Source organism: Streptomyces thermodiastaticus, from assembly GCF_014656135.1.
Classification (GTDB): Bacteria; Actinomycetota; Actinomycetes; order Streptomycetales; family Streptomycetaceae; genus Streptomyces; species Streptomyces thermodiastaticus.
This window is the reverse complement of the sequence record NZ_BNBV01000024.1, coordinates 1-14,080: the sequence shown is the minus strand read 5'-3', so window position 1 is coordinate 14,080 and position 14,080 is coordinate 1. Positions and strand designations below refer to the sequence as shown.

Below are 14,080 nucleotides of genomic sequence, written 5' to 3'. Positions count from 1 at the left end.
CCGGACACCAGGGGCGGCGGGCGCCCTTGCCGTGCGGAGCCGTGAGTGCCTCGATGATCCCCTACTTGCTGCGGGCGGTCGTCTTCTTCGCGGCGGTCTTGCGGGCGGCCGACTTCTTGGCGGGGGCCTTCTTGGCCGTCGCCTTCTTCGCGGGCGCCTTCTTCGCCGTGGTCTTCTTGGCCGCGGTCTTCTTCGCGGCCGTCTTCTTGGCGGCCGCGGTGGTCTTGGCGGCCGTCTTCTTGGCGGCGGTCTTCTTCGCCGCCGTGGTCTTCTTCGCGGTGGCCTTCTTCGCCGCCGCCGTGGTCTTCTTCGCCGCGGCCTTCTTGCCGGCGGCCTTGGCGATGGTGGCGGTCGGCCCCGACAGGCTGCCCTTGGGCGCCTTCTTCACCGCGATGTCGTTCTTCGGGAGCTTCTTGGAGCCGCTCACCAGGTCCTTGAAGCCCTGGCCGGCCCGGAAGCGGGGGACGGAGGTCTTCTTGACCCGGACCCGCTCACCCGTCTGCGGGTTGCGGGCGTAGCGCGCCGGACGGTCCACCTTCTCGAAGGACCCGAAGCCGGTGACCGAGACCCGGTCTCCCGCGACGACCGCGCGGACGATGGCGTCCAGTACCGCGTCGACGGCATCGGCGGCCTGCTGCCGGCCGCCCATCTTGTCGGCAATCGCTTCTACGAGCTGCGCCTTGTTCACGTCTTCCCCTTCGGAGACCTTGCCAGAACGAAAGTGTTCAAGCTTTTCGCACGTTAGGCAGATATATACCGCAAATCAAACACGAAACGGGCTAATCACCCTTGTGCCGCAGCGGACTCGGCGCCGTCGGCGGCTCAGCGTTCCTCGCCGGGGATTCGCCCTGCGTCGAGGTCTGCCGTGAACCGCTCCAGACGCCTTGCAGCACCGGCGAGATCGTGTTTGGCCGCGGCCGTGATGACCAGCAGGTTCCGGGTCAGCGCCATCCGTACGCCCTCCGGGACTTGCAGTGCGCGCACTCGTGCGTGCGCTTGTTTGAGCTGGGCTGCGACCGCCGTATAGAGCTGAAGTTGGCCGTCGTCATCCATGCACAGATTGTGCCATCTGGGGTGAGTTGTCGCCTGCGCAGGGGGGCAACTGACGGCGCGGACGGTCGTGCGGACGACGGCTCCGGCAAAGGTCCCGCACCTGATGTACCCCGGCAAACACGGCTCTAACGTGGGAAGTTGACCCCGTCCGTGATGCCGGCCCGGCTCACCCGGGCCCGGAAACGACTGTGCCCCCGATCACGAAGACCGGGGGCACAGCGGTGATGTGCGGTGGCCGAAACCCGACGGTGCGGGTTGCGGCCGCGGGCGGATCAGACCGTCAGGGTGCGCGGTTTGAAGGACGGACGCTTCGCCTCGTACGCGGCGATGGCGTCCTCGTTCTGCAGGGTGATCGAGATGTCGTCCAGGCCGTTCAGCAGCCGCCAGCGGGAGTTCTCGTCCAGCTCGAAGGCGGCGGTGATGCCCTCGGCGCGCACCTCGCGCCGCTCGAGGTCGACGGTGATCTCGGCGGTCGGGTCCTTCTCGGTCAGCTCCCACAGCCGGTCCACGACCGGCTGCTCCAGGACCACCGTCAGCAGGCCGTTCTTCAGCGAGTTGCCGCGGAAGATGTCGGCGAAGCGGGAGGAGATCACGGCCTTGAAGCCGTAGTTCTGCAGCGCCCAGACGGCGTGCTCGCGGGAGGAGCCGGTGCCGAAGTCGGGGCCGGCGACGAGGACCGTGGCGCCCTGCCGCTCGGGGCGGTTGAGCACGAACTCCGGGTCCTTGCGCCAGGCCTCGAACAGCCCGTCCTCGAACCCGTCGCGGGTGATCTTCTTGAGCCAGTGAGCGGGGATGATCTGGTCGGTGTCGACGTTGCTGCGGCGCAGCGGGACGGCCCGGCCGGTGTGGGTGGTGAAGGCTTCCATGATCGTTCAGACTCCAGCGGGCGTGGTGGCGGCGTCGGACAGGTCGGCCGGCGAGGCGAGCCGGCCCAGGACGGCGGTGGCGGCCGCGACCTGCGGCGACACCAGGTGGGTGCGGCCGCCCTTGCCCTGACGGCCCTCGAAGTTGCGGTTGGAGGTGGAGGCGGAGCGCTCGCCCGGGGCCAGCTGGTCAGGGTTCATGCCCAGGCACATCGAGCAGCCGGCGTGCCGCCACTCGGCGCCGGCCTCCTTGAAGACCGTGTCCAGGCCCTCGGAGACCGCCTGCAGGCCCACCCGCGCGGAGCCGGGGACGACCAGCATCCGTACGCCGTCGGCGACTTTGCGGCCGCGCAGCACCTCGGCGGCGGCGCGCAGGTCCTCGATGCGGCCGTTGGTGCACGACCCTACGAAGACGGTGTCCACGGTGATGGAGCGCAGCGGCTGACCGGGCCGCAACCCCATGTACTCCAGGGCCTTTTCGGCGGCCAGGCGCTCCGAAGGGTCTTCGTACGAAGCCGGGTCGGGGACGGACGCCGACAGCGGGGCGCCCTGGCCGGGGTTGGTGCCCCAGGTGACGAACGGCGCCAGCTCGGAGGCGTCGATGACGACCTCGGCGTCGAACTCGGCGTCGTCGTCGGTGCGCAGCGTCTTCCAGTACTCCACGGCCGCGTCCCAGTCGGCGCCCTGCGGGGCGTGCGGACGGCCCTTGAGGTACTCGAACGTCGTCTCGTCCGGGGCGATCATGCCCGCGCGGGCGCCGGCCTCGATCGACATGTTGCAGATGGTCATGCGGGCCTCCATCGAGAGCTTCTCGATGGCGGAGCCGCGGTACTCCAGGATGTAGCCCTGGCCGCCGCCCGTGCCGATCCTCGCGATGATCGCCAGGATCAGGTCCTTGGCGGTCACGCCCTCGGGCAGCTCGCCGTTGACGGTGATCGCCATGGTCTTCGGGCGGGCCATCGGCAGCGTCTGCGTGGCCAGCACATGCTCCACCTGCGACGTGCCGATCCCGAACGCCAGCGCGCCGAACGCGCCGTGCGTGGAGGTGTGGGAGTCGCCGCAGACCACGGTCGTGCCGGGCTGGGTCAGGCCCAGCTGGGGGCCGACGACGTGCACGACGCCCTGCTCGACGTCGCCGAGCGGGTGCAGCCGCACCCCGAACTCGGCGCAGTTCTTGCGCAGCGTCTCCAGCTGGGCCCGGGAGACCGGGTCGGCGATCGGCTTGTCGATGTCGAGGGTCGGGGTGTTGTGGTCCTCGGTGGCGATGGTCAGGTCCAGCCGGCGCACCCGCCGGCCGCTCTTGCGGAGGCCCTCGAAGGCCTGCGGGCTGGTCACCTCGTGCAGCAGGTGCAGATCGATGTAGAGGAGGTCGGGCTCGCCCTCGGCGCGCCGGACGACGTGGTCGTCCCAGACCTTCTCCGCGAGTGTCCTACCCATCGCTTTCCCTCCGGCCGGCAGGGATCCGCCGGCCCAACTAGAGATCGTGAGGAGGCGTTGCCCGCGCCCTGCGTTTCCGGGCATCCGCCACCAGGCCCGGGGATTCGCGGGCCGCTGTGCCTTCGTGGCATCCAGAGTGGCGCGTTCCACGGAAAATTGAACTTGCGTTTCACAGAGTGAGACGCAAGTATCGTTGCATGGACAACAGCAGCGGCGTCGGCGTTCTGGACAAGGCGGCCCTCGTCCTGAGCGCTCTGGAGTCCGGTCCGGCCACCCTCGCGGGTCTGGTCGCGGCCACCGGACTGGCACGTCCCACGGCCCACCGCCTGGCCGTGGCTCTGGAACACCACCGCATGGTGGCGCGCGACATGCAGGGCCGGTTCATTCTCGGCCCGCGCCTGGCGGAGCTGGCCGCCGCCGCGGGCGAGGACCGTCTCCTCGCCACGGCCGGTCCGGTGCTCACGCATCTGCGGGACGTCACGGGCGAGAGCGCGCAGCTCTACCGCCGCCAGGGCGACATGCGGATCTGTGTCGCGGCGGCCGAGCGCCTGTCCGGTCTGCGGGACACGGTCCCGGTCGGCTCGACGCTGACCATGAAGGCCGGCTCCTCGGCGCAGGTGCTGATGGCCTGGGAGGAGCCGGAGCGGCTGCACCGCGGCCTGCAGGGCGCCCGGTTCACGGCGACGGCCCTGTCGGGTGTGCGGCGCCGCGGGTGGGCCCAGTCGATCGGCGAGCGGGAGCCGGGCGTGGCCTCGGTCTCGGCGCCGGTGCGCGGTCCGTCGAACCGTGTGGTGGCCGCGGTCTCGGTCTCCGGGCCGATCGAGCGCCTGACCCGCCACCCGGGCCGTATGCACGCCCAGGCGGTCATCGACGCCGCCGCGCGCCTGTCGGAGGCCCTGCGCCGCTCCGGCTGACCGAAGCCGCATTGCCGGCACCCCTCGCCTCCTCCCCGGCGCCGGCCGGGACCGCCTCAACGCCGCGGCGGCCCCGCCGGAGCCCCGAGGACGCGGCCGCCCGGCCGCCGGGAGCCGCACCGCCGGTTCGGCACCGCCCGGTCCGTTCCCCGCGCGAGCACCTGCTCCGACGACACCAGAAGGGCCCTTCCTCAGCGGAAGGGCCCTTCTGTCCTGTACCCCCGACCGGATTCGAACCGGCGCTACTGCCTTGAGAGGGCAGCGTGCTAGGCCGCTACACAACGGGGGCGCGATCTTGCGTTTGCGCAGATCAGCTGGTCTACCTGGACTCGAACCAAGACTAACGGAACCAGAATCCGTCGTGCTGCCAATTACACCATAGACCAAGGTGGTTCAGACCAGTGAAGGCCGTCACCGGTGCGTACCCCCGACCGGATTCGAACCGGCGCTACCGCCTTGAGAGGGCGGCGTGCTAGGCCGCTACACAACGGGGGCCTCGATCCCGGAGTGCTCCGGGATCCGTACCCCCGACCGGATTCGAACCGGCGCTACTGCCTTGAGAGGGCAGCGTGCTAGGCCGCTACACAACGGGGGCTTTGCGGATGAGATCCGCGATGCAGATGAGCTCTGCGAGCTGGCCTACCTGGACTCGAACCAAGACTAACGGAACCAGAATCCGTCGTGCTGCCAATTACACCATAGGCCACTGGAACGCAAGCCCCGTTCGGGGATCTTGTTCTCGTTCTGCGCCTCGGGGCTCCGGCCTTCCGGCCCGCTCCCCGCGGCGCAGGAAGAACATTACCTGAAGGTCGACCGGGCTCCAAAACGGGTATGGGCACCGAGCAGCGCCGGGAGTTCGGCGAGCGAGGAGATCCGGTGCACGCCCGGGCCGGGCGGGCCGCCGGCGGCGCCGTCCGGGGACATGTCCGTGCGGTCGATCCAGACCGGCAGCAGCCCGGCCGCGGCGGCGCCCCGGGCGTCGATCTCCGGGTGATCGCCGACGTAGGCGACCTGGTGCGGAGGGAGCCCCAGGGCCTCGCAGGCCGCGTGGAACGCCCGCGCCCGGGGCTTGGACACGCCCAGTTCGGCCGCGCACAGCACGGCCTCGAAACGGTCGCGCAGGCCCAGCACCCGCAGCTTGTGCTCCTGCACGTGCAGGCCGGAGTTGGACAGCACGGCGTGCCGGTACCCGACGGCGAGGCGGTCCAGGGCGGGCAGCACGTCCGGGAAGACCGCCCAGGCGGACTCGTAGTGCCGCAGGTACCGCGCGAACCAGTCCTCGGCCTCGGCGTCGGTCAGCTCCGGCCGGCCGAGGAAGACCCGCACCCGCTCGCGCCGCTGCTCATCGAAGGAGACCTCGCCCGCCGAGAACCTGGCCCACTGCTCGTCGGTGATCCGCCGCCACTGGGCGAGGGCCTCCTCCACGCTGCCGTAGCGGTCCAGCAGCCGCTCGGCGAGCAGGTGCGCCCGCATCCCGGTGCGGTCGGCGGTGGTGTAGTCGAACAGCGTGTCGTCGACGTCCCAGAGCACGGCCCGGATGGTCATGACACCGACGGTACCGCCGGGGCGGCCGCCGCGGAGCGGCTGCGGCCGCATGCCGCACCGGTCCGGCCGGGGCGGCGGCGCGCCGGCCGCGCCCGGCCCGGGTGCGCGCATGCGACAGGGGCGGCCCCCGGGGTCCGGGGTGCCGCCCCTGTCATGTTCGCTGCGATCAAACGGTGAGCTTCGTCAGGGCCGCGTCGATCCGGGCCAGCGACTTCTCCTTGCCGAGGACCTGGAGGGACTCGAACAGGGGCAGGCCCACCGTGCGGCCGGTGACGGCCACCCGGACCGGGGCCTGGGCCTTGCCGAGCTTGAGGCCGTGGGCCTCGCCGGCGGCCAGGACGGCCTCCTTCAGCGCCTCGGGAGATGTCCAGTCGGCCGCCTGAAGCTTCTCCCGGGCGGTGCGCAGCAGGGCGTCGGAGCCCTCCTTCATCGCCTTGTTCCAGCTGGCCTCGTCGGTGACCGGCTCCGGCAGGAACAGGAAGTCGACGTTGTCGGTGATCTCCGAGAGCACCTTCACGCGGGTCTGGGCGTGCGGCGCGATCGCCTGCCACTTGGCCTCGTCGAAGTCCTCCGGCGCCCACGGGGCGAACGGGGCCTTCAGCCAGGGACGGCAGCGCTCGGCGAAGTCCTTGACGTCGAGCAGGCGGATGTGGTCGGCGTTGATCGCCTCCGCCTTCTTCAGGTCGAACCGGGCCGGGTTGGGGTTGACGTCCTTGACGTCGAAGGCCGCGACCATCTCGTCGAGCGTGAAGATGTCCTGGTCGGCGGAGAGGGACCAGCCGAGCAGGGAGAGGTAGTTGAGCAGGCCCTCGGGCAGGAAGCCGCGCTCGCGGTAGAGGTTCAGCGAGGACTGCGGGTCGCGCTTGGAGAGCTTCTTGTTCCCCTCGCCCATGACGTAGGGCAGGTGGCCGAACTCGGGGACGCGCTGGGCGATGCCCAGCTCCATCAGCGCCTTGTACAGCGCGATCTGGCGCGGGGTGGAGGACAGCAGGTCCTCGCCGCGCAGCACGTGGGTGATCTCCATCAGCGCGTCGTCGACGGGGTTGACGAGCGTGTAGAGCGGAGCGCCGTTGGCGCGGACGATGCCGTAGTCCGGGACGTTCTCCGGGGTGAACGTCAGCTCGCCGCGGACCAGGTCGGTGAAGGTGATCGTCTCGTCGGGCATGCGGAAGCGGACGATCGGCGCCCGCCCCTCCGCCGTGTACCGCTCGATCTGCTCGGCGGTCAGGTCGCGGCAGTGGCCGTCGTAGCCCGACGGCCTGCCCGCGGCGCGAGCGGCCTCGCGGCGCGTCTCCAGCTCCTCCTGCGAGCAGTAGCAGTGGTAGGCGTAGCCGGCGTCGAGCAGCTTCTGCGCTACGTCGGCGTAGATCTCCCGGCGCTGCGACTGCCGGTACGGCGCGTGCGGGCCGCCGACCTCGGGGCCCTCGTCCCAGTCGAAGCCCAGCCAGCGCATCGACTCCAGCAGCTGCTGGTAGGACTCCTCGGAGTCGCGGGCCGCGTCGGTGTCCTCGATGCGGAAGACCAGGGTGCCCTGGTGGTGCCGGGCGAACGCCCAGTTGAACAGGGCGGTGCGGACCAGGCCCACATGGGGGTTACCGGTGGGCGAGGGGCAGAAACGGACGCGTACGGGTGCGCTAGCCACGCTTGACAACCTTGTTGGTGAGAGTGCCGATGCCTTCGATGGTGACGGCGACCTCGTCGCCGACGTTGAGGGGGCCGACCCCGGCCGGGGTGCCGGTGAGGATGACGTCGCCGGGCAGCAGCGTCATGGCCTCGGAGATGTTGACGATCAGGTCCTCGATGGAGTGGATCATCTCGCTGGTGCGGCCGAGCTGCCGCTGCTCGCCGTTGACGGTGAGCTGGACGGTCAGGTCGGAGGCCTCGGACAGCGAGAGGTCCGTCTCCACCCAGGGGCCCAGCGGGCAGGAGGTGTCGAAGCCCTTGGCCCTCGCCCACTGCTTCTCGCGGCGCTGGACGTCGCGGGCGGTGATGTCGTTGGCGCAGGTGTAGCCGAAGATCACGTCCTGGACGCGCTCGCGCGGGACCTCGCGGCACATCCGCCCGATGACCACGGCCAGCTCGGCCTCGTGGTGCAGCTCCTGGGAGAAGGAGGGGAACTGGATGGGGTCGCCGGGGCCGATCACCGCGGTGGACGGCTTGAAGAAGGCGAACGGGGCCTCGGGCACCTCGTTGCCGAGTTCCTTCGCGTGCTCGGCGTAGTTGCGCCCGAAGGCGACGACCTTGTTGGGCAGCACCGGCGGCAGCAGCCGTACCTTGCTCAGCGGCACCTTGGTGCCGGAGAGCTCGAAGTCCGCGAACGGGATGCCTTTGATGATGTCGAGGACGAGCTGGTCCGGCTGGTCGCCCTCGATCGCGCCGAAGGCGACGTTCCCGTCGATGGAGAACCTGGCGATGCGCACGGGATGCTTGGCCCCTTGACTGAACTGGGAGGAGTCTGACGCTCCAGGCTAACGCGGCAGGGGCCCCGTCCTCGCGCCCACGGCGCGGCGGGCGCCCCGCGTCCGGCTGGGCACGCCCGGCTCCTGCCCGTCGCCGGGACGGCGCCGAGGGGAGCGTGCGCCGGCGGGCGGCGCCGGGTGCCCGGGACGCGGAAGGGGCGCCCCGTGCGGTGGGACGCCCCTGTGTCCGCGGCTGCGATCGGCCTGCCCGCCGAGGCCGTCGCGCGGTCCGGGCGAGCGGGCGCGGCACCCTGTGCATCACGGGAGCACCGGTCACCGCACAGGGTGTGCGCTGCCTCAGGGGCCCGAGGCCGCTCGCGGGTCCTGCCTCCGGCCCGCGACGGGCACCGTGCGACGGCGGCGCCTGAGAGCCGGGCTTTGTCACTCCGCGGGCGCGGCCTGCTTCGGGATCTCGGTCAGGACGGTGCGCCGCGGGTTGGCGGTGCGGGTGGGGAGGGTGACGGGGTGCTCCGGCACCTCCGGCGTCCGCAGTGCGCCGGCGTCCTTGAGGTGCGCGAGCGTGGTGCGCCGGGGGTTGGCTATGGTGCGGAACATCATCGTCGTCTTCACGGTGGTCAAAGGCCCTGTCGTCTAGAGGCGCCCTGAGGGGCGCGGCCCCCCGCGCGGGCGCGCTGTCGGTTTTGCCATCTCTGTAAAGCGTCAGGCTAAACGCGCCATTCCCGGCCACCGGACCGGCAAGTCCGCCGACGGCATGTGAGTTTGCTCACGAGCCGATCGGCAAAAGGGGACAATTCTGCGCCATGTGCGGGCTTCCTCCGACCTCCACGAACCGGACATCGGCCCCCCGAAGCCCTCATTCCGCTCCCGATCATGGCGACTGGGACACCAGCGGCCCGTCGTCGGCTCGTGCTCATATGTCCGGTAACGGACAGATCGCTTTCCACGACCGGTGAGCCGCCGCTCACGTGGCGTCACGCATGTCACAGGGTGACGCGGATGCCTTGTTGGAGATCCGGCACTGTGCTGGAATGCGACGGACCGCCGCAGGATCGAGCCGGCGCACACGGGGCGCGACGCAGCGCCGAGTGGCGGCGAGAAGGGGGAACCAGCGCCGGTCACCCACGACCACCGGGGAAGGCCCGAGGACCTTCCCCACGACGCCGACACCGTCCGTCCGCTGCCGCGGACGGACGCCTGGTCCAGAGGTTGCGACGCTAGTGCAGGGACGTTTCAAGAGGGATGGCAGTGCTTCGGCGAAGCCGGAGCCCCATGGTGGGACTGGCCCCATGAAAGGCAGCTCCTCGCCCCAGCACGCCCAGAACCCGGGTTCGGCACCCGCCGGTGACCGCGGCGAGCGCGCCGGCCGCTCCGGCACGGCGGGGTCGGCACCGTCCGCCGCGGCCCCCGCCCCCACGATCAAACCGGCCACGGGACGGGGCGTGGTCGGGCCCGGTTCCCGGATGGCTCTGCGCAACTGGCGCATCTCCACCCGTCTGGTGTCGCTGCTCGCGCTTCCCGTGGTCGCGGCCACCACGCTGGGCGCGCTGCGCATCAACGAGAACCTGGACGACATCCAGCAGCTCGACAACATGAAGCTGCTGACGGACATGACCAAGCAGGCCACCGAGCTGGCCGCCGCGCTGCAGGAGGAGCGCGACCAGTCCGCGGGCCCGCTGTCGCACCCGTCCAGCGCGAGCGCCATCACGGTCAAGGGCTACCAGGAGAAGACCGACCGGGCCAAGGAGAACTTCATCGACGCCTCGGAGGAGATCGACGCCGCCAGCAAGGACGGCGACCTCCAGGGCGTGCGCGACACTCTCGTCGGCCTGGCCGGCGAGCTCAACGAGCTGGGCAGGATACGCAAGGCCGCCTACGAGGACGAGGGCAACTCGGCCCGGACCATCGAGGCCTACCACCGGCTCATCACCGAGCTGCTCGACCTCTCCCAGGACATGGCCGAGGCGACCAGCAACCCGGAGATGATCCAGCGCACCCGCGCGCTGGCCGCCTTCTCCTCCGCCAAGGAGTACGCCTCCATCCAGCGCGCCGTCATCGCGGCCGCCCTCCCGGCCAGCAACAGCAGCTCCGGCCACCTCTCCGTCAACGACCGCCTCTACGGCCAGTCGGCGCTGGACGGCGAGAACTCCGAGCTGAACAGCTTCCGCACCATCTACGGCTCCGGCGTCGACGAGCTGCTCAAGCCGGTCCAGGAGGGCAACCCGACCATCCAGGCCGCGGACGTCTACGCCAAGCGCGCGCTGGACAGCGACTCCGGTCTGTCCCAGCAGGACAAGCGCTCCTACCGCGACTGGGTGGACGACAGCTCGACCAAGATCGAGCAGATGAAGAAGATCGAGCACACGCTGCTCGAGGAGATGGAGCAGAAGGCGCGCGAGCTGCGCGGCGCCACCGAGCGGGACGCCATCATCTCCGGTGCGCTGGTGCTGCTCGTGCTCGGCGTGTCGCTGGTCGGCGCGTTCGTGGTGGCCCGCTCCATGATCCGCTCGCTGCGCCGGCTGCAGGACACCGCCACCAAGGTCGCCCAGGAGCGCCTGCCCGAGCTGGTCAAGCAGCTGTCGGAGGCCGACCCGCAGGACGTCGACACCTCCGTGGAGTCGGTCGGTGTGCACTCCCGGGACGAGATCGGCCAGGTGGCCGCGGCCTTCGACGAGGTGCACCGGGAAGCGGTCCGTCTGGCCGCCGAGCAGGCCATGCTGCGGGGCAACGTGAACGCGATGTTCACCAACCTCTCGCGCCGCTCCCAGGGTCTGATCCAGCGTCAGCTGTCGCTGATCTCCGAACTGGAGTCCCGCGAGGCGGACCCGGACCAGCTGGCCTCGCTGTTCAAGCTCGACCACCTCGCCACCCGTATGCGCCGCAACGGCGAGAACCTGCTCGTTCTGGCCGGTGAGGAGCCGGGCCGCCGCTGGACCCGCCCGGTGCCGCTGGTCGACGTGCTGCGTGCGGCCGCCTCCGAGGTGGAGCAGTACGAGCGCATCGAGCTGTCCTCGGTGCCCACCACCGAGGTCGCCGGCCGGGTCGTCAACGACCTGGTGCACCTGCTCGCCGAGCTGCTGGAGAACGCCACCTCGTTCTCCTCGCCGCAGACCAAGGTCAAGGTCACCGGTCACGCCCTGCCCGACGGCCGGGTGCTGATCGAGATCCACGACACCGGCATCGGCCTGTCCCCGGAGGACCTGGCGGCGATCAACGAGCGGCTCGCCTCGCCGCCGACCGTGGACGTCTCCGTCTCCCGCCGCATGGGCCTGTTCGTGGTCGGCCGCCTCTCCCAGCGGCACGGCATCCGCATCCAGCTGCGCCCGTCCGACTCCGGCGGCACGACCGCGCTGGTCATGCTGCCCGTGGACGTCGCCCAGGGCGGCCGGAAGCCCGCGCCCGGCAAGGGCGGCGGTCCCTCGGGCGCTCCGGCGGCCGCCGCTGCCGCCGCCGGTGCGGCCGCCGCGCGGCGTCAGGCCCAGCAGTCGGGCCAGGCCGGGCTGTTCGGCGGCTCCGGCGGCTCGCGCGGCCAGGGCGGCACCGGCCAGGGGCCGCGTGCGGCGCTGCCGGGCAACAGCGGCCGTCCGGGCGGTCCCGGCGGTCCGGGTGCGGCGCGCGGTCCGCAGGGTCCGGGGCAGCCGCAGCAGGGCCGGGCGTTCCCGGCGGGCGCCGGGGCCGGCAACCGGGCACCGGCCGGTGCGCAGGGTCTGCAGACCGCCGCTCCGGGCGGTGCGGCCCAGGGCTTCGGCGGCCGGCCCGACGGCACCCGGCAGGACGTCTTCGGCGGCGCCCGGGGCGGTGCGTCCCCGCAGCAGACGGGCGGCGCCGGGCAGAGCCGTGCCCCGCAGCTGCCCTCCCGCGGCGGTCCGCGGGCCGAGCTGCCGGGCGGTGCCCCGCAGTCCCGGACGCCGAGCTGGGGCAGCACCGAGGCGGGCGGTCCCGCCACCCCCGACACGCCGCGCGGCCACGACGAGGCCCCGCAGGCGCAGACCTCCCCCATGCCGCGGATCGACGACCGCCAGGGCCCGGGCACCACGGCCGAGATGCCGGCGCTCCCCAGCGGCGGCGAGTGGCGCGGCCCGGCTCACACCGCGTCCCCGGCCCGTCCCGGCCCGGGCGCCGGGCAGCACACGGGTTCGTTCGTCCGTTCCGACGTCTTCGGCCCGCCCGCGCCGGACGGCGGGCGCGGCGCGGGACGGCAGCCCGCCGCCGCGGACCCGTTCGCGGCCGGGCCGTCGCACGGCACCGGTGCGACCGGCCAGTACCCCGCCGTGCGCCGGGAGCACGACGCCGACGCCACCGGTCGGTACCCGCGGCCCGGACACGACGCCCCCGCAGCCGGCGGGCACGCCCTGGCGGGTCGTCAGGACCCTGCGGCCACGGGCGCCTTCCCGCGGCCCCAGCCGGCCGATCCCGCCGGTGCGCGGCGCCCCGCGCAGCCGCGGCGCCAGGAGCCGGAGGCGCTGCCGCCGGCCCCCGGCGGCAGCGACCTGGGCACTCCGCTGTACGACACCCTGGAGACCGACTGGTTCCGCGGTGGCCGGCAGCGGGCGCCGGAGCCGGAGCAGCCCCCTGCGCCCCAGCGCAACGCCGCCACCGCCTGGCGCAGCTCACCGAACGACGACCTCGTGCGGCGGGCCGAGCGAGTGCGGCAGCCCGCCTCGGGCGGTGTCACCACCTCCGGTCTGCCGCGCCGGGTGCCCCGGGCGAACCTCGTCCCGGGCACGGCTCAGCAGCAACAGCACCAGAGCGGTCCGCAGGTGTCGCGCGCGCCCGACGACGTACGCGGGCGGCTGACCAATCTCCGCCGGGGCATCGCGCAGGGCCGTCGGGCCGGTTCCGGCCAGACGGGCACCTTCCCGAGCCCCACTCACCAGCAGGAGCGACAGTGAGCCCGATGAGCCAGGCGGCACAGAACCTGAACTGGTTGATCACCAACTTCGTGGACAACACCCCGGGGGTGTCCCACACCGTGGTGGTCTCCGCCGACGGACTCCTTCTGGCGATGTCCGAAGGCTTTCCCCGCGACCGCGCCGACCAGCTCGCGGCCGTGGCCTCCGGTCTGACCTCACTGACCGCCGGCGCCTCGCGCATCTTCGAAGGCGGCAACGTGGCGCAGACGGTTGTGGAGATGGAGCGGGGATTCCTCTTCATCATGTCCATCTCCGACGGGTCGTCCCTCGCGGTCCTGGCCCACCCGGAGTGCGACATCGGGCTCGTCGGCTACGAGATGGCCCTGCTCGTGGACCGTGCGGGCGCAGTGCTGACTCCCGACCTGCGCGCCGAGCTGCAAGGCAGTCTGCTGCACTGACCGGCCGCGGCACCACCCGTTTCACCACATCACCGTCCGGCCGCCACAATCCCCCCCACCGGCCCCGTCAGACGGCTAGCCCGAACGACTTGCTGTCCCGCCCGGAGGACCCATGAACCCGCCCACCGCCCATCATGATCCGTACGCCGAGCCGTACGGGGACGAGGGCGACCAACCCCTGGTCCGCCCGTACGCCATGACGGGCGGCCGGACCCGGCCGCGCTACCAGCTCGCGATCGAGGCACTGATCAGCACCACGGCCGACCCGGCCGCGCTGATGGGGCTGCTCCCCGAGCACCAGCGGATCTGCCATCTGTGCCGCGAGGTGAAGTCGGTGGCCGAGGTCTCGGCGCTGCTGTCGATGCCTCTGGGTGTGGCCCGCATCCTGGTCGCGGACCTGGCGGAGGCCGGGTTCGTGGCCATCCACCAGCCCGGCGGCGACGAGAGCCTCGGCGGCGCACCGGACGTGACACTGCTCGAAAGGGTGCTCAGTGGACTTCGCAACCTCTAGCGGAGGGTCCGCCGGCGACACCGGGAGCC

General features: G+C 71.9%; 12 protein-coding genes and 5 tRNA genes. 4 read left to right on the top strand and 13 right to left on the bottom strand.

Translation table 11 applies throughout. The features are described from left to right. Positions 1 to 61 precede the first annotated feature (61 nt). From IE286_RS20295 to leuC, 4 genes are all read right to left on the bottom strand, one after another. Complete coding sequence (locus IE286_RS20295; protein ID WP_189798195.1) at positions 62 to 688, bottom strand: HU family DNA-binding protein; 627 nt, start codon at positions 686 to 688, stop codon at positions 62 to 64. 134 nt (positions 689 to 822) lie between these two features. After that, positions 823 to 1,053, bottom strand: coding sequence for an SCO5555 family protein (locus IE286_RS20290; RefSeq protein WP_125496171.1), 231 nt, complete (start codon positions 1,051 to 1,053; stop codon positions 823 to 825). A gap of 272 nt (positions 1,054 to 1,325) precedes the next feature. Further along, positions 1,326 to 1,919, bottom strand: a complete 594-nt coding sequence (gene leuD, locus IE286_RS20285) for a 3-isopropylmalate dehydratase small subunit (RefSeq protein ID WP_189798194.1) — start codon at positions 1,917 to 1,919, stop codon at positions 1,326 to 1,328. A 6-nt stretch (positions 1,920 to 1,925) separates the two neighbouring features. Next, positions 1,926 to 3,353, bottom strand: coding sequence for a 3-isopropylmalate dehydratase large subunit (gene leuC / locus IE286_RS20280; protein WP_189798193.1), 1,428 nt, complete (start codon positions 3,351 to 3,353; stop codon positions 1,926 to 1,928). Between the two features lie 197 nt (positions 3,354 to 3,550). Between leuC and ndgR the strand changes: the two genes are divergently transcribed. Next, on the top strand, positions 3,551 to 4,267 hold the full coding sequence (gene ndgR / locus IE286_RS20275; RefSeq protein ID WP_028425251.1) for an IclR family transcriptional regulator NdgR: 717 nt from the start codon (positions 3,551 to 3,553) through the stop codon (positions 4,265 to 4,267). A 216-nt stretch (positions 4,268 to 4,483) separates the two neighbouring features. Here ndgR and IE286_RS20270 read toward each other — a convergent pair. From IE286_RS20270 to IE286_RS20230, 9 genes are all read right to left on the bottom strand, one after another. Then, positions 4,484 to 4,556 (bottom strand) — tRNA-Glu (locus IE286_RS20270). A gap of 25 nt (positions 4,557 to 4,581) precedes the next feature. After that, positions 4,582 to 4,653, bottom strand: a tRNA-Gln gene (locus IE286_RS20265). 36 nt (positions 4,654 to 4,689) lie between these two features. Next, positions 4,690 to 4,762 (bottom strand) — tRNA-Glu (locus IE286_RS20260). A gap of 27 nt (positions 4,763 to 4,789) precedes the next feature. Further along, a tRNA-Glu gene (locus IE286_RS20255) sits at positions 4,790 to 4,862 on the bottom strand. A gap of 39 nt (positions 4,863 to 4,901) precedes the next feature. After that, positions 4,902 to 4,973, bottom strand: a tRNA-Gln gene (locus IE286_RS20250). A 92-nt stretch (positions 4,974 to 5,065) separates the two neighbouring features. Next, positions 5,066 to 5,812, bottom strand: coding sequence for an HAD family hydrolase (locus IE286_RS20245; RefSeq protein ID WP_189798192.1), 747 nt, complete (start codon positions 5,810 to 5,812; stop codon positions 5,066 to 5,068). Positions 5,813 to 5,978: 166 nt separating this feature from the next. Further along, the gene (gltX, locus tag IE286_RS20240; RefSeq protein WP_189798191.1) at positions 5,979 to 7,463 is read right to left on the bottom strand and encodes a glutamate--tRNA ligase; all 1,485 of its coding nucleotides are present in this window, start codon (positions 7,461 to 7,463) and stop codon (positions 5,979 to 5,981) included. Beyond that, on the bottom strand, positions 7,447 to 8,232 hold the full coding sequence (locus IE286_RS20235) for a fumarylacetoacetate hydrolase family protein (protein WP_189798190.1): 786 nt from the start codon (positions 8,230 to 8,232) through the stop codon (positions 7,447 to 7,449). The genes gltX and IE286_RS20235 overlap by 17 nt, the downstream gene beginning before the upstream one ends. Before the next feature lie 420 nt (positions 8,233 to 8,652). After that, the gene (locus tag IE286_RS20230) at positions 8,653 to 8,841 is read right to left on the bottom strand and encodes a hypothetical protein (protein WP_189798272.1); all 189 of its coding nucleotides are present in this window, start codon (positions 8,839 to 8,841) and stop codon (positions 8,653 to 8,655) included. A 608-nt stretch (positions 8,842 to 9,449) separates the two neighbouring features. Between IE286_RS20230 and IE286_RS20225 the strand changes: the two genes are divergently transcribed. From IE286_RS20225 to IE286_RS20215, 3 genes are all read left to right on the top strand, one after another. Beyond that, positions 9,450 to 13,121, top strand: coding sequence for a sensor histidine kinase (locus IE286_RS20225; protein WP_189798189.1), 3,672 nt, complete (start codon positions 9,450 to 9,452; stop codon positions 13,119 to 13,121). 5 nt (positions 13,122 to 13,126) lie between these two features. Beyond that, a complete protein-coding gene (locus IE286_RS20220; protein WP_189798188.1) occupies positions 13,127 to 13,540 on the top strand; it encodes a roadblock/LC7 domain-containing protein in 414 nt (137 codons plus the stop codon). Positions 13,541 to 13,652: 112 nt separating this feature from the next. Then, positions 13,653 to 14,051, top strand: a complete 399-nt coding sequence (locus IE286_RS20215) for a DUF742 domain-containing protein (protein ID WP_189798187.1) — start codon at positions 13,653 to 13,655, stop codon at positions 14,049 to 14,051. Positions 14,052 to 14,080: the final 29 nt, after the last annotated feature.

Excerpts from the sequence above, each read along its gene's own strand:
- IE286_RS20290 (WP_125496171.1), bottom strand. The coding sequence starts at position 1,053 with ATGGATGACGACGGCCAACTTCAGCTCTATACGGCGGTCGCAGCCCAG.
- leuD (WP_189798194.1), bottom strand. The coding sequence starts at position 1,919 with ATGGAAGCCTTCACCACCCACACCGGCCGGGCCGTCCCGCTGCGCCGC.
- leuC (WP_189798193.1), bottom strand. The coding sequence starts at position 3,353 with ATGGGTAGGACACTCGCGGAGAAGGTCTGGGACGACCACGTCGTCCGG.
- ndgR (WP_028425251.1), top strand. The coding sequence starts at position 3,551 with ATGGACAACAGCAGCGGCGTCGGCGTTCTGGACAAGGCGGCCCTCGTC.
- IE286_RS20245 (WP_189798192.1), bottom strand. The coding sequence starts at position 5,812 with ATGACCATCCGGGCCGTGCTCTGGGACGTCGACGACACGCTGTTCGAC.
- IE286_RS20220 (WP_189798188.1), top strand. The coding sequence starts at position 13,127 with ATGAGCCAGGCGGCACAGAACCTGAACTGGTTGATCACCAACTTCGTG.
- IE286_RS20215 (WP_189798187.1), top strand. The coding sequence starts at position 13,653 with ATGAACCCGCCCACCGCCCATCATGATCCGTACGCCGAGCCGTACGGG.